At 68.3% G+C, this 21,415-nt stretch carries 23 protein-coding genes; 7 read left to right on the top strand and 16 right to left on the bottom strand.

Annotated features, from left to right (window positions below):
• Positions 1-2: 2 nt before the first annotated feature.
• The 3 genes from pspA to pgsA all read right to left on the bottom strand — a co-directional run bounded on the left by pspA (position 3) and on the right by pgsA (position 1,887).
• Positions 3-827, bottom strand: coding sequence for a phage shock protein PspA (gene pspA / locus AC5Y31_RS02855; RefSeq protein WP_499977883.1), 825 nt, complete (start codon positions 825-827; stop codon positions 3-5).
• Between the two features lie 82 nt (positions 828-909).
• Complete coding sequence (gene clgR / locus AC5Y31_RS02850) at positions 910-1,233, bottom strand: transcriptional regulator ClgR (RefSeq protein WP_499977882.1); 324 nt, start codon at positions 1,231-1,233, stop codon at positions 910-912.
• A gap of 90 nt (positions 1,234-1,323) precedes the next feature.
• Positions 1,324-1,887 carry a CDP-diacylglycerol--glycerol-3-phosphate 3-phosphatidyltransferase gene (gene pgsA / locus AC5Y31_RS02845; protein WP_301635064.1) on the bottom strand — a complete coding sequence of 188 codons (564 nt, stop codon included), beginning with the start codon at positions 1,885-1,887 and terminating at the stop codon, positions 1,324-1,326.
• An 85-nt stretch (positions 1,888-1,972) separates the two neighbouring features.
• Here pgsA and AC5Y31_RS02840 point away from each other — a divergent pair, with 85 nt between their 5' ends.
• The gene (locus tag AC5Y31_RS02840) at positions 1,973-2,497 is read left to right on the top strand and encodes an amino-acid N-acetyltransferase (protein WP_499977879.1); all 525 of its coding nucleotides are present in this window, start codon (positions 1,973-1,975) and stop codon (positions 2,495-2,497) included.
• Positions 2,498-2,560: 63 nt separating this feature from the next.
• On the opposite strand, the gene AC5Y31_RS02835 is transcribed toward AC5Y31_RS02840, so the two are convergent.
• A complete protein-coding gene (locus tag AC5Y31_RS02835) occupies positions 2,561-3,067 on the bottom strand; it encodes a DUF421 domain-containing protein (RefSeq protein WP_499977876.1) in 507 nt (168 codons plus the stop codon).
• A gap of 161 nt (positions 3,068-3,228) precedes the next feature.
• On the opposite strand from AC5Y31_RS02835, the gene AC5Y31_RS02830 reads away from it, so the two are divergent.
• Positions 3,229-4,584: a wax ester/triacylglycerol synthase family O-acyltransferase gene (locus AC5Y31_RS02830; protein ID WP_499977875.1), complete on the top strand. Its 1,356-nt coding sequence runs from the start codon at positions 3,229-3,231 to the stop codon at positions 4,582-4,584.
• On the opposite strand, the gene AC5Y31_RS02825 is transcribed toward AC5Y31_RS02830, so the two are convergent.
• Positions 4,581-7,079, bottom strand: coding sequence for an FtsK/SpoIIIE family DNA translocase (locus tag AC5Y31_RS02825; RefSeq protein ID WP_499977873.1), 2,499 nt, complete (start codon positions 7,077-7,079; stop codon positions 4,581-4,583). The genes AC5Y31_RS02830 and AC5Y31_RS02825 overlap by 4 nt on opposite strands.
• Before the next feature lie 150 nt (positions 7,080-7,229).
• Here AC5Y31_RS02825 and AC5Y31_RS02820 point away from each other — a divergent pair, with 150 nt between their 5' ends.
• Both AC5Y31_RS02820 and AC5Y31_RS02815 read left to right on the top strand, forming a co-directional pair.
• Positions 7,230-7,547: a putative quinol monooxygenase gene (locus tag AC5Y31_RS02820; RefSeq protein ID WP_301635057.1), complete on the top strand. Its 318-nt coding sequence runs from the start codon at positions 7,230-7,232 to the stop codon at positions 7,545-7,547.
• Positions 7,547-8,356: a mycofactocin-coupled SDR family oxidoreductase gene (locus AC5Y31_RS02815; protein ID WP_065022940.1), complete on the top strand. Its 810-nt coding sequence runs from the start codon at positions 7,547-7,549 to the stop codon at positions 8,354-8,356. Before AC5Y31_RS02820 ends, AC5Y31_RS02815 begins: the two co-directional genes overlap by 1 nt.
• 1 nt (position 8,357) lies before the next feature.
• On the opposite strand, the gene AC5Y31_RS02810 is transcribed toward AC5Y31_RS02815, so the two are convergent.
• From AC5Y31_RS02810 to AC5Y31_RS02795, 4 genes are all read right to left on the bottom strand, one after another.
• The gene (locus AC5Y31_RS02810) at positions 8,358-10,034 is read right to left on the bottom strand and encodes a ribonuclease J (protein ID WP_499977867.1); all 1,677 of its coding nucleotides are present in this window, start codon (positions 10,032-10,034) and stop codon (positions 8,358-8,360) included.
• A gap of 7 nt (positions 10,035-10,041) precedes the next feature.
• Positions 10,042-10,890: a 4-hydroxy-tetrahydrodipicolinate synthase gene (gene dapA, locus AC5Y31_RS02805; protein ID WP_428844298.1), complete on the bottom strand. Its 849-nt coding sequence runs from the start codon at positions 10,888-10,890 to the stop codon at positions 10,042-10,044.
• An 86-nt stretch (positions 10,891-10,976) separates the two neighbouring features.
• Positions 10,977-11,729 (bottom strand): FAD-dependent thymidylate synthase, encoded by a 753-nt coding sequence (thyX, locus tag AC5Y31_RS02800; RefSeq protein WP_499977863.1) that lies wholly within the window; start codon positions 11,727-11,729, stop codon positions 10,977-10,979.
• Between the two features lie 31 nt (positions 11,730-11,760).
• Positions 11,761-12,459, bottom strand: coding sequence for a sensor domain-containing protein (locus tag AC5Y31_RS02795; protein WP_499977859.1), 699 nt, complete (start codon positions 12,457-12,459; stop codon positions 11,761-11,763).
• A 258-nt stretch (positions 12,460-12,717) separates the two neighbouring features.
• Between AC5Y31_RS02795 and mbp1 the strand changes: the two genes are divergently transcribed.
• Together mbp1 and AC5Y31_RS02785 are read left to right on the top strand one after the other, a co-directional pair.
• On the top strand, positions 12,718-12,954 hold the full coding sequence (gene mbp1, locus AC5Y31_RS02790) for a microaggregate-binding protein 1 (protein WP_065022935.1): 237 nt from the start codon (positions 12,718-12,720) through the stop codon (positions 12,952-12,954).
• A gap of 90 nt (positions 12,955-13,044) precedes the next feature.
• A complete protein-coding gene (locus AC5Y31_RS02785; protein ID WP_499977853.1) occupies positions 13,045-13,767 on the top strand; it encodes a DoxX family protein in 723 nt (240 codons plus the stop codon).
• A gap of 14 nt (positions 13,768-13,781) precedes the next feature.
• Here AC5Y31_RS02785 and AC5Y31_RS02780 read toward each other — a convergent pair whose 3' ends face one another.
• The 3 genes from AC5Y31_RS02780 to AC5Y31_RS02770 are packed head-to-tail and all read right to left on the bottom strand — an operon-like array spanning position 13,782 to position 16,269.
• A complete protein-coding gene (locus tag AC5Y31_RS02780) occupies positions 13,782-14,990 on the bottom strand; it encodes a winged helix-turn-helix domain-containing protein (RefSeq protein ID WP_499977849.1) in 1,209 nt (402 codons plus the stop codon).
• Positions 14,990-15,472: a dihydrofolate reductase gene (locus tag AC5Y31_RS02775; protein WP_499977845.1), complete on the bottom strand. Its 483-nt coding sequence runs from the start codon at positions 15,470-15,472 to the stop codon at positions 14,990-14,992. The genes AC5Y31_RS02780 and AC5Y31_RS02775 overlap by 1 nt, the downstream gene beginning before the upstream one ends.
• On the bottom strand, positions 15,469-16,269 hold the full coding sequence (locus AC5Y31_RS02770; RefSeq protein WP_065022966.1) for a thymidylate synthase: 801 nt from the start codon (positions 16,267-16,269) through the stop codon (positions 15,469-15,471). The genes AC5Y31_RS02775 and AC5Y31_RS02770 overlap by 4 nt, the downstream gene beginning before the upstream one ends.
• Positions 16,270-16,292: 23 nt before the next feature.
• Here AC5Y31_RS02770 and AC5Y31_RS02765 point away from each other — a divergent pair, with 23 nt between their 5' ends.
• Entirely contained in the window at positions 16,293-17,033 is a 741-nt protein-coding gene (locus AC5Y31_RS02765) for a dienelactone hydrolase family protein (protein ID WP_499977842.1), read from the top strand.
• 12 nt (positions 17,034-17,045) lie between these two features.
• Here the strand turns inward: AC5Y31_RS02765 and AC5Y31_RS02760 are convergent, their stop codons facing one another.
• Genes AC5Y31_RS02760 through AC5Y31_RS02745 form a run of 4 tightly spaced genes read right to left on the bottom strand, consistent with a single transcriptional unit; the run spans position 17,046 to position 21,403 of the window.
• Entirely contained in the window at positions 17,046-18,398 is a 1,353-nt protein-coding gene (locus AC5Y31_RS02760; protein WP_499978118.1) for an MFS transporter, read from the bottom strand.
• The gene (locus AC5Y31_RS02755; protein WP_065022931.1) at positions 18,395-19,468 is read right to left on the bottom strand and encodes a phosphotransferase family protein; all 1,074 of its coding nucleotides are present in this window, start codon (positions 19,466-19,468) and stop codon (positions 18,395-18,397) included. The genes AC5Y31_RS02760 and AC5Y31_RS02755 overlap by 4 nt, the downstream gene beginning before the upstream one ends.
• Positions 19,413-20,189: an SDR family oxidoreductase gene (locus AC5Y31_RS02750; RefSeq protein WP_499977839.1), complete on the bottom strand. Its 777-nt coding sequence runs from the start codon at positions 20,187-20,189 to the stop codon at positions 19,413-19,415. Before AC5Y31_RS02750 ends, AC5Y31_RS02755 begins: the two co-directional genes overlap by 56 nt.
• Positions 20,186-21,403: an acyl-CoA dehydrogenase family protein gene (locus AC5Y31_RS02745; RefSeq protein WP_499977834.1), complete on the bottom strand. Its 1,218-nt coding sequence runs from the start codon at positions 21,401-21,403 to the stop codon at positions 20,186-20,188. Before AC5Y31_RS02745 ends, AC5Y31_RS02750 begins: the two co-directional genes overlap by 4 nt.
• Between the last annotated feature and the right edge of the window lie 12 nt (positions 21,404-21,415).

Here is a 21,415-nt window from a genome sequence, read left to right as displayed (position 1 = left end):
GACTACCGCTCCAGCGGATTCTCGGGAGTGAGGTCGGCGCCCGACTGCGGAGCCGCCGGGGTGGGCGGGGCCGGTGCGGCGGCGGTGCCGCCGGCCGGTAGCGACTCACCGCGCATCGACGCGCGGATCTGCTCCAACCGGGAGTGGCCGGCCATCTGCACGCCGGCCTGTTCCACCTCGAGCATCCGGCCCTGCACCGACCCTCTCGCCAGTTCCGCTTCGCCGAGTGCGTTGGCGTAACGCCGTTCGATCTTGTCGCGCACCTCATCGAGGCTGGGGGTGGTGCCCGGCGCGGCGATCTCGCTCATCGACCGCAGCGACGCGCTCACCTGCTCCTGCATCTTGGCCTGTTCGAGCTGGCTGAGCAGCTTGGTGCGCTCAGCGATCTTCTGCTGCAACACCATCGCGTTCTGCTCGACGGCCTTCTTGGCCTGACCGGCAGCGGTCAGCGCTTGGTCATGCAGCGCCTTGAGGTCTTCCACGCTCTGCTCGGCAGTCACCAACTGAGCCGCGAACGCCTCGGCGGCGTTGTTGTATTCGGTGGCCTTGGCGCTGTCTCCCGACGCGGTGGCCTGGTCGGCCAGCGTCAGCGCCTGGCGCACGTTGACCTGAAGCTTCTCGATGTCGGCCAGCTGCCGGTTCAGTCGCATCTCCAGCTGCCGCTGGTTGCCAATGACCTGGGCGGCCTGCTGGGTGAGTGCCTGGTGTTGCCGCTGCGCCTCTTCGATCGCCTGCTGGATCTGCACCTTCGGATCGGCGTGCTCGTCGATCTTGGCGTTGAACAGCGCCATCACGTACTTCCACGCCTTGACGAACGGGTTGGCCATCAGTCAGCTCCGTCTGGTTGTTTGCGATGCGGTCTGCCGCTAACTTATCGGTTCGGTGGTACCCGGGTGAAGCTTCGACACGTCACGCCGAGGCCATCGCCCGGATCGGCGGGATGACGACCTTGGTACCGGCATCGATACGGCTGACCCCGAGGTTCCGCTCGGCCCGCTCGGCACGCGCCAACCGGTTGCCGGCATCGAAGAGCACCGCCGACAACGGGATCCGCAACGCCGCGCAGATCGCGTTGAGCAACTCGCTGGACGCCTCCTTGCGGCCGCGCTCGACCTCTGAGAGGTACCCCAGACTGACCCGCGCCGAATCCGACACCTCGCGCAGGGTGCGCCCCTGAGCCGTCCGGGCCTGGCGCAACACCTCGCCGACCGATTCCCGCAGCAAAGCCGTCATCGTGTACTCCTTAATCGGGTCAACCCTGCAAAACCGACAGTCACCAAGGTCAACGCCCGCGACGCCCCTGCGGGTTCCCGGATCGCCGGTTTAGCTGCGGGCGGGCCCGCCGAGATCGGCGAGCGCCGACCTGAGGTAGTCCACGCCGGTCACCACCGTCAGCACCACGGCGGCGGCCATCACCACCCAGGCCGTCACCAGCCAGGGACCGGTCAGCGGCAGAACGAGCAGCCCGATCCCGACCGCCTGCACCAGCGTCTTGAGTTTCCCACCGCGACTGGCTGGGATCACACCCCGATGCAGCACCGCGAACCGCAGCACGGTGATCCCGATCTCGCGGACCAGCACCAGCACCGTCACCCACCACCACAGGTCGCCGAGCATCGACAGGCCGATCAACGCCGCACCGATCAGTGCCTTGTCGGCGATCGGATCGGCCAAGGTGCCGAAATCGGTGACCATCCCGTAGTTGCGGGCCAGGGCGCCATCGAGCCGGTCGGTGACGATGGCCACCACGAAAATCACGAAAGCAGCGATGCGGGTCTTGGCGTCATGGCCGTCTTCGGCGAACAGCGCCAGCAGAAAGACGGGGACCAACAGCATCCGCATGACGGTCAACGCGTTGGCGAGATTGATCACGGGGACGCGCGTCACCGCCGGACCGGTTTGAGGTTGCCCCGACACGGCAGACAGAATATCCGTTACTCAGCCAGAAGTGAGAAACCGATACTGTGCATCTGTGCACCACGCGGGTGATCCACCGGTCCAGCGGCCCCTGATCCGGCGTGCGCGGGCATCCGACGTCCCGGCGATCAAGAAGCTGGTGGACATCTACGCCGGCAAAATCCTGCTGGAGAAGAACCTGGTGACGCTGTACGAGGCGGTCCAGGAGTTCTGGGTGGCCGAGGACTCCGAGCAGGGCGTGGTGGGCTGCGGCGCCCTGCACGTGTTGTGGTCGGACCTCGGTGAGGTGCGCACCATCGCGGTGGATCCGGCCCAGACCGGTCGCGGTATCGGGTACGCGCTCGTCGACCGCCTTCTGCAGGTCGCCCGCGAGCTGCATTTGCAGCGACTGTTCGTGCTGACCTTCGAGACCGCTTTCTTCGCCCGCCACGGCTTCACCGAGATCGACGGCACCCCGGTCACCGCCGAGGTGTACGAGGAGATGCAACGCTCCTACGACGTCGGTGTGGCCGAATTCCTCGACCTGAGCTACGTCAAGCCGAACACCTTGGGCAACACCCGGATGCTGCTTGTGCTGTAGCGCCCGGCGGTTCAGCGAGGCTCGACGAAAAAGAGGCGAAGCTGGGACCGCCGCATCAAGCGCTTACGCGGTCGAGGCGAGGAAGCCGGGGGCCGCCCCGATGATGAAGCTGAACTGACCGTCGGACTCCATCCGGCCTTCGCGCACCACGCTGAGATCCACGATGCCCTGCTTGCGTCCCTGCTCGCGCAGCTGGCTCTCGGTGATCATCTCTTTGCGCATGTTGTTGTACAGCAGTTCGCCGTCGCGAATCAGCAGTAGCGAACCCGGCCGGAGGATCCGCGCCGCCCAGGTCCAGCGATGCGCCGCCCAGTTCAGCAGAAACGACCAGCCGATGATCACGCTGACCAGCAAGATGCCGTCGCTGATCGATCGATAGCCGCCCGCCATGCCGTTCTGCGCGGCGTCGGCGATCAAGACCACCACGATGAGATCCGTAATGCCGTTGGTGCCGGATTCCCGCTTGAGGACCACCCGCAGCAGCGCATAGATGGTTACGTAGATGACCGTTCCGCGGATCACGATCTCGGCAGGCGGCGTATCGAAACTGAATAATCTCGCCCAATCCATCCGGTGATTATCTCCGCCGACTCAGCCTGTTGTCATCTTCTTCCCCGGGCGTGCCTCCGACTCGTCGCCGGCGTCCTTGCCATTCGGGACTTCCGGCCCTGCCGCGGCCAGTCCCGAAACGAGATAGTGGTACTGACAGTTGCACACACCCGGAGGCTGCCATGACCGACCACCTGAGGCCGCTGGACACGAGTTTGCTGCACGTGGAGGACGCCGACCGGCACACGCATCTGGGCATGGGCGCCCTGGCGGTGCTGGACGGGCCGATCCCCGATCACGAATCACTGATATCGATACTGGGCGAGCGGATCTCGGCCTGCCCCCGGTTCGCCCAGCGCTTGCGCCGCCGGGTCTTCGACCTGGGCGCGCCCGAGTGGGTGCACGACGGCAACTTCAGCCTGGCCCGCCATGTCTGCCGTGTCGCGGTCCCGAGCCCCGGCACCGACGACGAGTTGTTCGCCGTCGTGGCCGAATTGATGTCCTGGCGGCTGGACCGGGACCGGCCGCTGTGGGAGATCTGGGCGATCGAGGGTCTGTCCGGCGGCCGTTGGGCGCTGCTGGTCAAAGTTCACCCGTGCATCGCCGACGCGGTGGCCACCGTCCACATCCTGGCCGGACTGTCCGATGCGGGGGTGGCGCACGGCAGCGGGCCGGGCGCTGTGAGTCCCGCCGAGAGCGCCGGGCAGCGCACCGGGTGGCACGGCGCGCTGTCGACCGCGACCTCGATCGCCGTCGACGCGATGATGGGGGTCGTGCAGGCCGAGCAAATGCTGCGCGGCGCTGCGGAATTCGCGACCGGCCTGCTGCGGCCGGTCGGCCCGCTCAACGGGCCGCTGACAAGCCGGCGGCGCTACACCGCGGCTCGGGTCCGCGCCGCCGAGGTAGACCAGATCTGCCGCGCCTTCGATGTCACCGTCGACGACGTGGCACTGGCGGCGATCACCGAGAGTTACCGCAACATCTTGATCCGCCGCGGCCAGTGCCCGCAGCCCGATTCGTTGCGGACCCTGGTGCCGACTCCGCAGGAGGTGCTGCTGCCTCGGCTGCCGGTCGACGAGGACAACCCGGTGGTCCGGTTACGGATGGTGCACGCCCGGCTGGCCGAGGCCGCCGTCGCCGCCGAGCGCAGCACCGCCGTGCGGGCGGTGGCGGGCGCGCTTCCGGCCCCGATGACCGCGTGGGCGACCAACCTGTTGTCCCGGTTGCCGCAACGCAGCGTGGTGGCGCTGGCGGCCACGGTTCCCGGCCCGGAGTTGCCGCTGCAGATCATGGGGCGCACCGTGTCCGCGGTCTTTCCGATTCCGCCGATCGCGCTGCAGTTGCGCACCGGCGCGGCGATTCTGCGCTACGCCGATGAGCTGTTCTTCGGCATCCTGGCCGACTACGACGCCGTCGCCGGCGCCGACGAACTCGCGCGCGGCATCGAAGCCGCGGTGACCCGCCTGCTGGCTCGCAGCAAGCGGCCCAGGCGGTCGGGCCGGGACCGGCACGGGTTGGCGCTGGTGGTCAACGTCTAATCGTCGGTGTCATCGGCGTCGTCGTCCGATTCGCCGCCACCGCGGATGGCCATCAGGGTCGCGGCCAGCTCGTCGGGTTTGACCAGCACCTGGCGGGCCTTGGAGCCCTCGGATGGGCCGACGATGCTGCGGGTCTCCATCAGGTCCATCAGCCGGCCCGCTTTGGCGAAGCCGACCCGCAGCTTGCGCTGCAGCATCGAGGTCGAGCCGAACTGGCTGGACACCACCAGCTCAACGGCCTGCAGGAAGACCTCCATATCGTCGCCGATGTCGGGGTCGACGTCGGTGCGCTCCCCCGTCGACTTGGCGGTGGTGACGCCCTCGGTGTACTCGGGCTCGGCCTGGTCCTTGGCCGCGGTGACGACGGCGTGGATCTCCTCGTCGGTGATGAACGCGCCCTGCAGCCGGACCGGCTTGTTGGCACCCATCGGCAAAAACAGTCCGTCGCCCATCCCGATCAGCTTCTCCGCGCCGGCCTGGTCGAGGATGACCCGCGAGTCGGTCAGCGAGGACGTGGCGAACGCCAGCCGGGACGGCACGTTGGTCTTGATCAAACCGGTGACGACGTCCACCGAGGGACGCTGGGTGGCCAGCACCAGGTGAATGCCGGCGGCCCGGGCCTTCTGCGTGATCCGCACGATGGCGTCCTCGACGTCGCGCGGTGCGGTCATCATCAGGTCGGCGAGCTCGTCGACGATCGCGAGGATGTAGGGGTAGGGCCGGTAGACCCGTTCGCTGCCCAGCGGCGTAGTGATCTCCCCGGAACGCACCTTCTCGTTGAAGACGTCGATGTGGCGCACCCGGGACGCCTGCATGTCCTGGTAGCGCTGCTCCATCTCCTCGACCAGCCAGGCCAGCGCGGCCGCCGCCTTCTTCGGCGAGGTGATGATCGGGGTGATCAGGTGCGGAATCCCCTCATACGGCGTGAGCTCCACCATCTTCGGGTCGATCAGGATCATCCTGACCTCTTCGGGGGTGGCCCGCGCCAACAGCGACACCAGCATCGAGTTGACGAAACTGGACTTGCCCGAGCCGGTGGAGCCGGCCACCAGCAGGTGCGGCATCTTCGCCAGGTTGGCGCTGATGAAATCGCCCTCGATGTCCTTGCCCAGGCCGATCACCAGCGGGTGGTGGTCGCGGCGGGTGGACGGCGCGGTCAGCACGTCGGCCAGCCGCACCATCTCCCGGTCGGTATTGGGCACCTCGATGCCGACCGCGGACTTACCTGGGATCGGTGCGAGCATCCGCACGCTTTCGGTGGCCACCGCGTAGGCGATGTTGCGCTGCAGCGCGGTGATCTTCTCGACCTTGACCCCGGGCCCCAGCTCCACCTCGTAGCGGGTGACGGTGGGGCCGCGAGTGCAGCCGGTGACCGCGGCGTCGACCTTGAACTGCTCGAGCACCGACGTGATCGCGTCGGTCATCGCCTCGTTGGCGGCGGTGCGGGTCTTCGGCGGATCGCCGGCGATCAGCAGGCTCAGCGGCGGCAGCGTGTAGGGCCCCTCCACCACCCGGTCCAGCACGACGGTGGTGTCGGTCGGTTTGGCCGTCTTGGGCTTGGGCTTACGGCGGGCGGGCTTGGGTACATCGGCGGGCGCTACATCCGTTTCGGAGAGCGGGTAGTTGTCCAGCGGGGTGCGCGACTGCCAGTCCGGGGCGTCGTCGGCGAGCGCCCCATCGTCGTCGTCGGCGACGGCGGCGTCGTCATCGTCGTAGCCGTCGTCGTAATCATCTTCGTAGTAGTCGTCGTCGGAATACCCGCGCGCGGTGAACAGATCACGCAACGCCTCGGGCGCCTCGCGCAGGGTCGTTCCGGTCAGCAACAGCACCCCGAACAGCACGGCGATGCACAGCAGCGGCGCGGCGATGAAGGCGGTCAGCCCGTCGGCCAGCGGCCCGCCGATGGCGAACCCGACGAAACCGGCGCCGTGCAGCCGGCCTTCCGGGGTCGGCGAGGAGCCGGACCACAGATGCCACAGGCCCAGGATCGGCAGGGCCACCATCGCCGACCCGAGGATCAGCCGGGGCCGGTTCTCCGGGTCGGGTTCGGTGCGCATCAACAGCACGGCGCCGACGCCGGCGAGCACCGGAAGCAACACCACCGCCCCGCCGATCACGGCGCGCAGCCCGGTGTCGATCCATGCCCCGACCGGCCGCGCGGCGTCCAGCCAGCAACTGGCGGCGGTCACCACGGCCAGGCCCAACAGTGCCAGCGCGATGCCGTCCCGGCGATGGCCCGGGTCGATGTCGTGGGCGCGGCCGACCGATCGCGCAGTGCCGCCGGCGGCCTTGGCGACCATCAGCCAGCCCGCCCGGGCGGCCCGGCCGCAGGCCAGCCCGGCCCCGGCCAGTCCCGAGCGTTGCCGACGCGGTGCCGGTTTGCGACGCGCCGCCGCAGCGCGGGCCGGCCGGGAGTTGGCCCGCGAGCCAGCCTTTGACCTGCTAGTTCGCGTTCCCGATCGAGCTCCGGTCCCACTAGCCGTCTTACTCGCCATAGCCGCAAGCCTAACTGCAATACCCTCATTCGCACCATCTGCCACACTGGTCACTGGCGGGGCCGCGTCGGAGTCACCCGCGTGGCACCGGTCACATCGCGCCTGCGTACGGTGACAGAGCCACACGTAAGCCTGTCTAAGGAGACCTTCATGCCGGTAATCGTCGTCGCCGCCTTCCCCGTCAAGCCGGAGTCGGTGGACCTCGCCCGGGAGATCTGCACCAAAGCAGTCGGGCAGGTGCACGAGGAGCCGGGTTGTCAGCTGTACTCGGTGCACGAAGCCGACGGCTCGTTCGTGTTCATCGAGCAGTGGGCGGACGCCGAGGCACTGCAGGCACACTCGGCGGCGCCGGCGGTCGCCGAGATGTTCGGCAACCTCAAGGAGCACCTGGCCGGGGCGCCCGATATCAAGATGCTGCAGCCGCTGCCGGCCGGCGACCCGGCCAAGGGCCAGCTCCGGGGCCAGTGATGGGAGCCCTGGACGGCAAAGTCGCCTTCATCACCGGCGCCGCCCGCGGCCAGGGCCGGGCCCACGCACTGCGGTTGGCCGGCGAGGGCGCCGACATCATCGCGGTCGACCTGTGCCAACAGATCTCCAGCGTGCCGTATCCGCTGGCCACCGCCGACGATCTGGCGGAGACGGTCAAGCTGGTCGAAGAGACCGGTGCGCGCATCGTGGCCCGGGAAGCCGACGTCCGCGATCGCGCCGCGCTGGGCACCGCCCTGCAGGCCGGCCTCGACGAACTCGGGCGGCTCGATTTCGTGATCGCCAACGCCGGAATTGCGCCGATGGCGGGCGAGGACGCCTGGCAGGACGTGATCGACGTCAACCTCACCGGTATCTACCACACCGTCGATGTGGCGATGAAGCCGATGATCGCCCAAGGTGACGGCGGGTCGATCGTGCTGGTCAGCTCGGTGGCAGGGCTGGTCGGCCTGGCAGCTCCTGCGGCGGGATCCCTGGGTTACGCCGCCGCCAAGCACGGCATCGTCGGACTGATGCGGGTATACGCCAACCTACTTGCGCCACATAGCATTCGGGTCAACTCCCTGCATCCCGCCGGTGTGCAGACGCCGATGATCGACAACGAGTTCACCCGGAAGTGGCTGGAGGGAATCGACACCCAGGGCGGACCGGACATGGGCAACGCGTTGCCGGTGCAGGTGCTGCAACCGGAGGACGTCGCCAACGCCGCATTCTGGCTGGTATCCGATGCGGCCCGTTACATCACCGGTGTGACGCTGCCGGTGGACGCCGGCTACATCAACAAGAGGTAGCTCAGATCTCGATAACGGTCGGCACGATCATCGGCTGCCGCCGGTAAACCTCGCCGACCCACTTGCCCACCGTGCGGCGCACCGCCTGGGCGATTCGAGCCGGGTCGGTAACCCGCTCGGCGGCAAGGGATTCCAGTTCCGCCTCGACCTTGCGCGCCGCCGGTTCCAATGCCTTGGGGTCTTCGGAGAAACCGCGCGAATGCAGATGCGGCGGCGCGACGACCTTGCCGGTGCCGCGGCGCACCACCACGGTGACCGCGACGAAACCCGACGACAGGATCAGCCGCTCCCCCAGTGTCGCATCGCCGACGTCGCCGTCGACCAGCCCGTCGACGAACATCTTGCCGGTCGGCACCGCCCCGGCGATGCTGGCCTGCCCGGCGATCAGATCCACGCTGACCCCGTTCTCGGCCAGCAGGATCGACTCCTGCGGCACCCCGGTGCGCGCGGCCAGCGCCGCGTTGGCCCGCATCATCCGCCAGGTACCGTGCACCGGCATCACATTGCGAGGCCGGATCCCGTTGTAGAGGAACAGCAGTTCGCCCGCATAGGCGTGCCCGGAAACATGCACGCGCGCCTGGGCATTGGTGACCACCCGGGCGCCGATCTTGGCCAGCGCGTCCATCACGCCGTAGACGGCTTCTTCGTTGCCGGGGATCAGCGACGACGACAGCACCACCAGATCGCCTGCGGTCAGCGTAATGGACCGATGCTCGCCGCGCGACATCCGCGACAGTGCCGACAGCGGCTCACCCTGGGTTCCGGTGGTGACCAGCACCACCTTCTCCGGGGGCATCATCTCGGCGGCGCCGATGTCGACCAGGTCGGAGTCCGCGACTCGCAAAAAGCCCAGGTCCTTGGCGATGCCCATGTTGCGGACCATCGACCGGCCGACGAACGACACCCGCCGGCCCAGCGCGACCGCGGCGTCGACGATCTGCTGGACCCGGTCGACGTTCGAGGCGAAGCACGCCACGATCACCCGACCCTCGGCGCCCCGGATCAGCCGGTGCAGGGTGGGGCCGACCTCACTCTCACTGGGGCCTACACCGGGCACCTCGGCGTTGGTCGAGTCGCACAGGAACAGGTCCACTCCCCGGTCGCCCAGCCGTGACATGCCGGGCAGGTCGGTGGGGCGCCCGTCCGGCGGTAACTGGTCGAGTTTGATGTCGCCGGTGTGCAGCACGGTGCCGGCCCCGGTGTGCACCGCGATCGCCAGCGCATCCGGAATGGAGTGGTTCACCGCGAAGTATTCGCATTCGAACACCCCGTGGGTGCTGCGCTGGCCTTCGGCGACCTGGACAAACACCGGCTTGATGCGGTGTTCGCGGCACTTGGCGGCAACCAGCGCGCACGTGAACTTCGATCCGACCACCGGGATGTCGGCCCGCAGTTTGAGTAGGAAGGGAATGGCGCCGATGTGGTCCTCGTGGGCGTGGGTCAGCACCAGCGCTTCGACGTCGTCGAGCCGGTCGGCGATGTGCCGGATATCGGGCAGGATCAGGTCGACCCCGGGTTCGTCGTGGCCCGGGAACAGTACCCCGCAGTCGATGATCAGCAGCCGGCCCAGGTGCTCGAAAACGGTCATGTTGCGGCCGATTTCGCTGATGCCGCCGAGCGCGGTGACGCGCAGACCGCCGGCGGTCAGCGGGCCCGGCGGCTTGAGATCCTCATTCACTCGCACCTCACCCGAGGACGGACGCGGCGCGCATGTCGATGGCCAGTTCGTCGACCTCGGCCGCGGTGGCGGGGATCATCGGCAACCGCGGGTCACCGACGTCGATGCCCTGCAGCCGCAGGCCGGCCTTGACGAAAGTCACCCCGCCGGTGCGGCCCATCGCATTGGACAGCGGCGCGATCGAGACGTTGATCTTGCGGGCGGTGACGACGTCGCCGGCTTGGTAGGCGGCCAGCATGTCGCGCAGCTGGCCGGCGGCGAAGTGCGAGATCACGCTGACGAACCCGGTGGCCCCCATCGCCAGCCACGGCAGGTTGAGTGCGTCGTCGCCGGAGTAGTAGGCCAGCCCGGTTTCGGCCATGATCTGCGCGGCGGCGTGCAGATCGCCCTTGGCATCCTTGATGGCGACGATGTTCGGGTGCTCCGCCAGCTCGAAGATGGTGTCCGGGGCGATCGGCACCGCCGAGCGGGCCGGGATGTCATAGAGCATCACCGGCAGCCCGCTGGCGTCGGCGACGGCGGTGAAGTGCGCCAGCAGCCCGGACTGCGAGGGCCGCGAGTAGTACGGGGTGACCACCAGCAGGCCGTCGGCGCCGACCCCGGCGCAGGCCTCGGCCAGCCGGACACTGTGCTCGGTGTCATTGCTGCCGGCCCCGGCAATGATGCGGGCCCGGTCGCCGACCGCTTCGACCACGGCGCGCAGCAGGGTGAGCTTCTCGTAGTCGGCCGTGGTCGGCGACTCGCCGGTGGTCCCGGAAAGGACCAGGCCGTCGCAGCCGGCGTCGACCAGGCGGTTCGCCAGGCGTACGGCGGCGTCGGTGTCCACCGAGCCGTCCGCACTGAAGGGCGTCACCATCGCGGTCAGCACGGTGCCCAACTGCGCCTTGGCATCGAATACGCTGCTGCTCACGGGCCTAAGGGTACCTGGCGCCGCGGAGTTGCTCAGACCTCGGTGGCGAGCGGACTGGTGGCGACTTCGGTGCCGTCGGCCAGGGCGCTGATCTGGAAGTCTCCGAATGCCGCCGGGGCCACCCCGGTGAGCTGTCGCAGGCACTCCACGGCCAACCGGCGGATCTCGACATCGGCGTGCTCGCTGGCGCGCATCGCGATGAAATGCCGCCACGCCCGATAGTTGCCGGTCACCACGATGCGGGTCTCGGTGGCGTTGGGCAGCACGGCGCGGGCGGCCTGCCGGGCCTGTTTGCGTCGCAATACGGCGTTGCTTTGACCAGCGAATTTGGCTTCCAGCCGGTCCAGCAGCGCGGTGTAGGCGGCCCGGCTGGCGTCGGCGGCCTGCGCCAGGATCTGCTGCAGCTCCGGGTCGTCCTCCAGGCCGGGGGGCACCACGATCCGCGAGTCCGGTTCCGGGACGTAGCGCTGGGACAGCTGGGAGAACGAAAAGTGCCGGTGCCGGATCAGTTCGTGGGTGGCCGACCGGGAGATTCCGGTGATGTAGAAGCTCACGCCGGCGTGCTCGAGCACCGAGAAGTGCCCGACGTCGATGATGTGCTGCAGGTAGGCGGCGTTGGTGGCGGTTTTCGGGTTGGGCTTGGACCAGCTCTGGTAGCAGGCTCGGCCGGCGAATTCGACTAGCGCCGGCCCGCCGTCGGCGTCGGTGCTCCACGGCACGTCCGGCGGCGGGATGAACTCGGTCTTGGCAATCAGTTGCACGCGCAGCGGCGCTGTGTCGGCCACGGCACTCACCTTAAGGCGTGCCGGCCCGGCGTCAGCTTTTCGGCACTTTCGCGGCGATTTGCCGGGCGATGACGACCGCGGAGTCCTTGGGGTCGGTGCTGCAGGTGTTGACGTCGACGACGACGTTGTTGGCCACCGTCAGTGCCCGCCCGCAGGCCTGCCACGCCGATTCCCCGGCGTTCTGCTGGGTGGCGACGGTGCTGAGCATTCCCTCGGCGTTGGAGATCCGCCCGGCGGTCCACTCCGATCCACTCTGGGTGTGGGTGTACTCGTGACATTGCGGCCACTGCTTGGCGGAGGCCTCGAAAAAAGCCATGGCCTGCTTGGCGGTCGGGAACAGCACCACCGCTTGATCCACATAGTGGGCGTTGTCTTCGCCGTCGCTGACGCTCTGCTCACGCACCGCGTTGAAACCGCTGCCCGCATACACCTGTTCTTGGGCGACCCCGTCGACGGCCAGGCACTCCCGCGGCTGCATCGTGGTGCTGTCATCGGGCAGCACATCGTGGGGCGCGTGTGCCTTCATCTCGGTGACGCCCATGATCGGGCCGATCTCCTCGGGGAACAGCAGCAGTGCCCGCAGGCCTTCTTCGGCCACCGGCGCGACGGTGGCGGTCGTGGTGGTCGGTGCCGGCGCGCTGGCGGTGGGCTTGGCCGCACCTCCGCTACTGCCGCAGCCGGCGAGCAGAATGCAGCCGACACCGAAAACCAACGAAACCGAACCCCGCACGCGATCACATCCCGTGTTTCCGACCATTGGGATCCGCACGCCAGTTGAGGGCGTCACCGATCAGTTAACGGCCAGATTAGCGAAATCCGGTGCCGGGGCGCACTACCCGAGGGAGGCAATCCGGCGGCGCGCGAAGTTTACGTTGTAAGTCCGGCGGGTATCCCGGCGTATCAGCGGCCACCGGAGCCGCCTGCTGGGCGGACGGCCAGCACTACGCGGAGGTCCGCCCAGGCTTGACCGAGAGGAGAAGCGCACCACATGAGTGACAAGGACAGTGGACCCGAAGCCGGCATCAAGGGCGTCGTCGAAGACGTCAAGGGCAAGGTCAAAGAGGCTGCCGGCACGGTGACCGGTGACGATTCGCTCAAGCGGGAAGGCCAAGCGCAGCAGGACAAGGCCGAGGCTCAACGCGAGGTCGCGACCAAAGAGGCCGAGGCCGAAAAGGCCCGGGCCAAAGCCGAAGCTGATGAGGCTCGCGAGCGTGCCGAACAGTAATCCCACCGGCGGTGCGGCGCCGGCGAGTTTTGACTCGCCGGCGCCGCAGCAAAGGCGCCGGATCTGCGTTCCCCAGGAGGCCGTGTGTTGATGCGCAGGATCGCTCGTCCGCTGCTCGCGGCAGCGTTTGTCGGTCAGGGTGTGGAGTCGTTGCGCCGGCCGCAGCAAGCCGGCCAGACGGCCCGCCCGGCGTTCGACGGACTCAAGCAGTTACCGGACGACGTAGCGGCCAAGGTGCCCTCCGACGTCGAAACGTTCGCCAGAGTCAACGCGCTGGTGCAGATCGGTGGTGGTCTCCTCCTGGCCAGCGGCAGGATGCCGCGGATTGCGGCGGCGGCACTGGCATGCACGGTCATTCCGGGCAGCGCAGGCGGCCACATGTTCTGGGCGGAGCCCGACCCGCAGCGCAGGGCCCAACAGCGCCAAGCATTATTGACCGACGTCAGCCTGATCGGCGGGTTGATGATCGCGGCCTCGGATACCGAAGGAAAACCCTCGCTGGGCTGGCGGGCCCGCCGTGCCGCACGGCACGCCTACGAACGGGCGGCCACGGCGCTACCCACCACCTCCGGTGATGCGGTGCTCGAGACGGTCGGCGAACGGGTCAGCGCAGGCTTGCAGTCCGGCGCCGAACACGGCCGCGAACTCGCCGAGCTGGTCGGCGAGAAGGCCGGACCGTTACTGGAAGCGGCCGGTGAGCGGGGCTCGCAGCTCGCCGAAGTCGCCGCCGACCGCGGAACCGAATGGGTGCACGCGGCCCGGGAAAACGCCACCACACTCGCCGAAAGCGCCCGCCGGCGCCTGCACCGCTGAGCCGGTGCTGCGGTTTACCGCCGTGGCCGGGTGCGGCGCAGCGCGGCGACCAGATCCCCGCGCTCTCCCACGCTGACATCGCTCAGCCCCAGCCAGGACGCCATCGACTCCAGCTCAGCGAGCAGCGCGATCGCCACCCGCTCCCGGTCCCGGCCGTCTTCGGTGAACGCCGCGACGACGTGCAGGGCGTCGCGGGTCCGGTCGGCTTTGAGGTCCACCCGGGCGACCAGTTCCCCGTCCAGCAGGAACGGCCACACGTAGTAGCCGAATCGGCGCTTGTGCGCCGGGGTATAGATCTCCAGCCGATAGTGAAAGCCGAACAGTCGCTGCACCCGGGGCCGGAAGAAGATCAGCGGGTCGAACGGGCACAGCAGCGCGCTACCCCGATCGGCCCGCGGAATCGTTTGCCCGGCAAGAAGATAGGCCGGCGCATCCCAACCGGTCACCGCCACCGGCTCCAGCTCACCGGTAGCCACCAGCGTCGCGATCGCCGGTTTGGCTAGGTCGGCTGAGAGCCGAAAGTAGTCGCGCAGATCGGCCTCGGTGCCCACGCCCAGTGCTGTTGCCGCCCGCAGCACCAGCTCCCGCACCGCCTCGTCGTCGTCGACCTGTCGGGCGAGCACGTCGGGCGGGAGCACGTTCTGCGCCAGGTCGTAGTGACGGGCGAACCCGACCCGGGTGGCAGTGGTCAGTACCCCGGCGGCGAACAGCGCCTCGGCCACCCACTTGGTGTCGCTGCGATTCCACCAGCTGCCCTTGCCGCGGCTGGGCCTGGCGGCCAGGTGGTCCTCGATCCGCCCGGCGGTGCTCGGGCCCAGCTCGGCGATCGCGGCGACGATGGCGTCGGCCAACTCGGGGTTGGGCGCTACGTTGCCCCACCGGCCGTGGGTGTATTGCCCCATCCGCCAGCGCATCAGCGGCCAGTCGTCGACGGCCATCAGCGCCGCCTCGTGCGCCCAGTATTCGACCAGCAGCCGCGGGGACCGCGCGCTGTGACTCCACGCGGCCCGATCCAGCACGCTGCGGTCATAGGGTCCCAGCCGGCTGAACACCGGGGCGTAGTGCGCGCGCACCGCGACCGACACCGAGTCCAGTTGCAGCACCTGGATGCGGGAGATCAGTCGCTTCAGGTGGGCCCGGGTGACAGCACGGACCCTGGATTCGGCGAATCCCTGTGCCGCGACGGCGATCCGGCGCGCCTGCGCCGAGGTCAACGTCACCATCAGCGATGGTAGCTGTGGAACCGGTAGCGCAAGCCGCTGTCGCTGCTGAGCCACGGCCCCGAGGTGCCCCACCAGGATTCGTCGAGAACCGGCGCGACAGCATCCGCGTCTTGTCGGGGTAGGTCGATCTCGACCTCGGTCACCTCGCAGCGGGTCGCCAGCGGCAGCGTCAGCGCGTAGATCTGCGCACCGCCGATCACCCAGGTCTCGGCCTCGGTCAGGGCCGCGTCGATCGTGCCCACCACCTCGGCGCCGTCGGCGCGGTAGTCCGGGTCGCGGGTCACCACCACGTTGGTACGTCCCGGCAGTGGCCGCACGGAGGCCGGCAGGGATTCCCAGGTCAGCCGGCCCATCACCACCCGATGCCCCAGCGTGAGTTCCTTGAAGCGCGCCTGATCTTCGGGCAGCCGCCACGGGATGCCGCCGGCCCGGCCGATGACTCCAGACACCGACTGCGCCCAGATCAACGCGAGCGCGCTCATACCGCCACGGGCGCTTTGATCGCCGGATGCGGATCGTAGTCGACGATCCCGATATCGTCGAAGGTGTAGTCGAAGATCGAATCCCGATGCGCCAAAACCAGTTTCGGATAGTCGCGGGGTTCTCGGGACAGCTGCTGGCGTACCTGTTCGACGTGGTTGTCGTAGATGTGGCAGTCCCCGCCGGTCCAGACGAACTCCCCGACGTCCAGCCCCGCCTGAGCGGCCATCATGTGGGTGAGCAGCGCATAGCTGGCGATGTTGAACGGCACCCCGAGGAACAGGTCGGCGCTGCGCTGATACAGCTGGCAGGACAGCCGCCCGTCGGCGACGTAGAACTGGAACAGGGCGTGGCACGGCGCCAGCGCCATCTTGTCCAGTTCGCTGACATTCCACGCCGAGACGATGATGCGGCGCGAATTCGGGTCGGTGCGCAATAACTCGACCGCGCGCGCGATCTGGTCGATGTGCTCCCCGGTCGGGGCCGGCCAGGAGCGCCACTGCACCCCATACACCGGACCGAGATCACCGGTCGCCGAAGCCCATTCGTCCCAGATGGTAACGCCGTGTTCGTTCAGCCAGGCGATGTTGGAGTCGCCGCGCAGAAACCACAGCAGCTCGTAGACCACCGAGCGCACGTGCACCTTTTTGGTGGTGATCAGCGGGAAGCCCGCGGACAGGTCGTAGCGCAGCTGGTGGCCGAACAGGCTGCGGGTGCCGGTGCCGGTCCGGTCAGCCTTGGGCGTGCCCCTTTCGAGCACCAGCCGCAACAAATCCTCATAGGGTGTGGCGATCGGCACCTCCATAGCTTAGAACGGAAGTCATGGCCCACGTCAGCGACACGATCACCACGCCCGACGGCAGCTGCCCGGTGCAGCTGTTCACCCCGGAGGGCCCCGGCCCCTGGCCCGGGGTGGTGATGTATCCCGACGCGGGCGGAGTGCGACAGACCTTTGATGACATGGCCGCCGAACTGGCCGGTTACGGGTACGCCGTGCTGCTGCCGGACGTGTATTACCGGAGCCCCGGCTGGGCGCCGTTCGACATGGCCACGGTGTTCGGCGACGCCAAAGAGCGTGGCCGGCTGTTCTCGATGATTGGCAAGGTCACCCCGGACGTGATGGCGACCGACGCCGCGGCGTTCTTCGACTACCTGGCCGGCCGGCCGGAAGTTCGCGGTGAGAAGTTCGGCGTGTGCGGCTACTGCATGGGTGGGCGTACCTCGGTGGTGGTGGCCGGGCGCCTCCCGGATCGGGTCGCCGCCGTGGCGTCGTTCCATGGCGGCGGCCTGGTGACCGATACCCCGGACAGCCCGCACCTGGCGGCCGATCGGATGCGCGCCACCATCTATGTGGCCGGGGCCGAGAACGACGCCTCTTTCACCAAAGCCCATGCCGCGACGCTGGCCGACGCGCTGGCCGCCGCCGGTGTCGAGCACACCGTCGAGTTCTATCCGGCCGCGCACGGTTTCGCCGTCCCCGACAATGCGCCCTACGACGCCGACGCCGCGGCCCGGCACTGGGCGGCGATGCGGCAGGTGTTCGGCGGCGCGCTCGGGGGTTAGGCGTACGGCCGATCAGCCGGGATGCAGCGCATCACCGACGTGATCGGCGATCGCGACGTCACCCAGTGCGGTGTCGCGGGTCTCGCGCATCACCAACAACGCCACGAAGGAGCACGCGGCCGCGGCCGACAAATACCCGCCCACCCAACGCACGCCATGTTCGGTGGCCAGCCAGGTGGCGATGAACGGCGCCACCGCCGCCCCCAGAATGCTCGCCGCGTTGTAGGAGACACCGGAGCCGGTATAGCGGACGTTGGTCGGGAACAATTCCGGCAGCACCGCACTCATCGGGCCGAATGCCAACCCCATCAACGTCATCCCGATGATCAGGAACGTCAGTATCGCCCCTGCGGACCGGTGCGGACCCAGAAAAGCGCCAAACGTGGTTCCGTACAGCATGATTCCGGTGGTGAAGACCAGCAGCACCGGGCGCCGGCCGAAGCGGTCGGCCAGCGCCCCCGACAGCGGCAGCACGCCCACGAAGAAGAGCACCGCGATCAGTTGCAACCCCAGGAAGTCGGCGTAGCTGTAGCCCAACCCGGCGCCCTCGGGCGGACGCTGGCCGGTGCCGTAGCTCAGCGTCCAGGTGGTCACGGTGTAGAACAGCGTGTAGGTCGCCACCATCACCAGCGTGCCGATGATCAGCTGGCGCCAGCTGCCGCGAACCACCTCGGCGATCGGCGCACCGACGCGCTGGCCGGTTTCGATGGCCTGCGCGAAAACCGGGGTCTCGGTAAGCCGTACCCGGACATACAGCCCAACGGCCACCATCACGGCGCTCAGCAGGAACGGAACCCGCCACCCCCAGGTGAGGAACTGCTCCGGCCATCGCAGCAAAACCAGGAAGATCGCGGTGGCGAGCAGAAAACCCAACGGCGCACCCAGCTGCGGCCAGATTCCCGCCGAGGCCCGTCGGCCCGGTTTGGCGGTCTCGGTGGCCAGCAACGCCGCACCGCTCCATTCCCCACCGAGGGCCAGCCCCTGGCAGAACCGCAGGACGGCCAGCAGTACCGGTGCCACCAGGCCGATGTGGTGATAGGTCGGCAGCAGCCCGATCAGGAAGGTGGCCACGCCCATGACCAGCAGGGAGGCGACCAGCGTGGTCTTGCGGCCGCGCCGATCGCCGAAGTGGCCGAACAGGATCGACCCCACCGGCCGGGCCACGAATGCCAGTCCGAACGTCGCCAGCGAGGCCAGCAGTGCCGCGCCAGCGTTTCCCGACGGGAAGAACAGGTGCGGGAAGACGGTGACGGCCGCGGCCGCGTAGACGTAGAAGTCGTAGAACTCGATGGTGGTGCCGACCAGCGACGCCACCGCGATCCTGCGGCGCGGCACCCCGTCGACCAGGTCGGGCTCCGGTCTCAGATGCCCGCTTGCTCGGCCACCTCGCGGGCCTTGTCCACAAGCGCATCGATCCACGCGGTGATCGGGGTGCCCGCAGCGGCTTTGTTCTCCGGGTTGTCCAGCACCCGACGTACGATCCCCTCGGCGATGATCGCGACCTTCCACAGTCCCAGAGCATGCCAGTACTGCAGGGTCGCCGCGTCGCGCCCGGTCTGCTCCAGGTACACCCGGGCCAGCTCGGCGCGGTCCGGGAAGCCGTCCAGCGTGCTGATGATGAACTCCCCGGCGATGTGCTCCTCGCCGGGCTGCGGCCAGTACGCCAGCAGACTGCCCATATCGGCCAGCGGGTCGCCGAGGGTGGACAGCTCCCAGTCCAGCACGGCGACCACCTTCCCGCTCTGCGGTGAGGTGATCACGTTGCGCAGATGAAAGTCGCCGTGCACCAAGGTGAGTTCCTGCTGCGGCGGGGCCGCCGCGACCAGCCGCCGGGTCAGGTCGTCGAGCGCCGGCAGCTCGCGCGTCTTGGATTTCTCCCATTGACCGGACCAGCGCTTGAGCTGACGCTGCGCGTACGGCTTGTGGCTGGCCAGATCAGCGAGACCGACGGCGTTGATGTCCACGGCGTGAATCTTGGCCAGGGTCTTAGGCATTGACAGCCCGATCTCCCGGCGACGCTGCGGTGTCAGCGACTCGGCCACCGACATCCGGTCGGCCACCACGCCGTCGACGAACTCCATCAACAGCAGCGGCGTGTCATCCGGATCGCGCATCAGCCCGTACACCCGCGGCGTGGGCACGTCGGTGCCCTCCAGGGCCGCGAGAATCCGCGCCTCCCGGGCAACGTCGTGGGCCGACGCCAGCAACGTGCCCACCGGCGGGCGGCGCAGCACCCACCGGTGGTCGGCCGCATCGGAAACCAGGTAGGTCAGGTTCGACTGCCCGATCCCGATCCGCTCGAATTTCACCGGACGGGTGACGGGGATCCCCAGCTGCGCGATCCAGCGTGCGACCATCGGCGGGTCGACACCGAGCACTTCAGCCACCGAAGCCCGCCCGGAAACCGCTTGCGTCGCCGAGGATTTGGCCGCCATCGACCACCAGGGTCTGCCCGGTGATCCAGCTCGCGGCATCCGACACCAGGAACGCCACCGCGCCGGCCACGTCGAGGGGCTCACCGATCCGGCCCAGCGGTGTCGTCGTCGACAGTGCCTGCTCGTGTTCTTTCCAGAGCACCTCGGCCATCTTGGTGCGCACCACGCCGGGGCAGATGGCGTTGACCCGCACTCCGGGCGAGAGTTCCAGCGCCAATTGCTTGGTGACGTGGATCAGCGCAGCTTTGGTGGCGTTGTACATACCCATCAGCGGCGCGAAGCTCAGCCCGCCGATGGAGGCGGTGTTGACCACGGCGCCGCCGTGTTCACCCATCCACGCCTTGACCGCGCACGACGTCCACAGCAGCGGTCCCCACAAGTTGATGTCGAAGATCTTGGCGAACCGGGCGTGGTCCTGGTCGAGCAACGGACCGAACGCGGGATTGGTGCCGGCGTTGTTGACCAGGATGTCGATGCTGCCGAACCGCTCCAGCGTGAGATCGATGCACCGCTGCGCGGCATCGTCTTGGGCGACGTGCGCGGCCACCCCGAGCACGTTGCCGTCGACCTGGGCTGCCGCCGCGTCGGCGCTGTCCTGATCGCGTGAGGTCAAAACCACGTTGGCGCCCGCCTCGGCCAGGCGCTGGCCGATCGCCAGCCCGATGCCGCGGGACCCGCCGGTGATGATCGCGGTGCGTCCCTGCAGATCCGGTGTGGTCATCGTGCCTCCTTGTACTTGGCCAGTTCCTGGCGGGCGATCGCGCGCTTGTGCACCTCGTCGGGGCCGTCGGCGAGTCGCAGGGTCCGCAGGTGCGCCCAGAAGGCTGCCAGCGGGAAGTCGTCGGTGACGCCGCCGGCGCCGTGCACCTGGATGGCGCGGTCGACGATCTTCAGCGCGATTTCGGGTGCGGCGACCTTGATCGCCGCGATCTCGACCTGCGCCGCCTTGTTGCCGACGGTGTCCATCAGATAGGCGGCCTTGAGGGTGAGCAGGCGGATCATCTCGATGTCGATGCGCGCCTCGGCGATCCAGTCGCGGATGTTGGCGTTGTCGGAGATCGGCTTGCCGAAGGTGACCCGGGACTGGGCGCGCTTGCACAGCAACTCCAGTGCCCGCTCGGCCATGCCGATGGCCCGCATGCAGTGGTGGATGCGGCCCGGCCCCAGCCGGGCCTGGGCGATCGCGAACCCCTCGCCTTCGCCTTTGAGCACGTCTTTGGCCGGTACCCGAACGTCACGGAAGTCGATCTCGGCGTGGCCCTCCCGGTCCTGGTAGCCGAACACCGGCAGACCCCGCATGATGGTGACGCCCGGGGCGTCGATGGGCACCACCATCATCGACTGCTGTCGATGGGTCGCCGTGTCGGGGTCGGTCTTGCCCATCACGATCATGACTTTGCAGTTGGCGTGCAATGCGTTGGAGGCGAACCACTTACGGCCGTTGAGGATGTAGTCATCGCCCTCTTTGGCCATCGACATCTGCACGTTGGTGGCGTCCGAGCTGGCCACCTGCGGTTCGGTCATCACGAACGCCGACCGGATGGTGCCCTCCAGCAACGGCTTGAGGTATTTCTTCTTGTGCTCGTCACTGCCGAAGAGGGTGAACACCTCCATGTTGCCGGTGTCGGGAGCGCTGCAGTTGCAGGCTTCCGGCGCCAGATGCGGACTGCGGCCCATGATCTCGGCCAGCGGAGCGTATTCGAGGTTGGTCAGCCCCGGCCCCCATTCCGGGTGGGGATGAAACAGATTCCACAGACCGCGTTCGCGCGCCTGCGCCTTCAACTCCTCCAAGATGGGGGGCTGAAAATGCGGATCGCCGGCCTCGGCCATCTGCGTCTCGTAGACCGACTCGGCCGGATACACCGCGGAGTCCATGAACTCCAGCAGATCGGACCGGTATTTCGCTGCGCGCTCCGAGACATCGAACAGGGACATGCAGACTCCTCA

It is taken from the genome of Mycobacterium sp. NGS18, from assembly GCF_059813185.1.
This window is presented reverse-complemented; position numbering and strand designations above follow the sequence as displayed.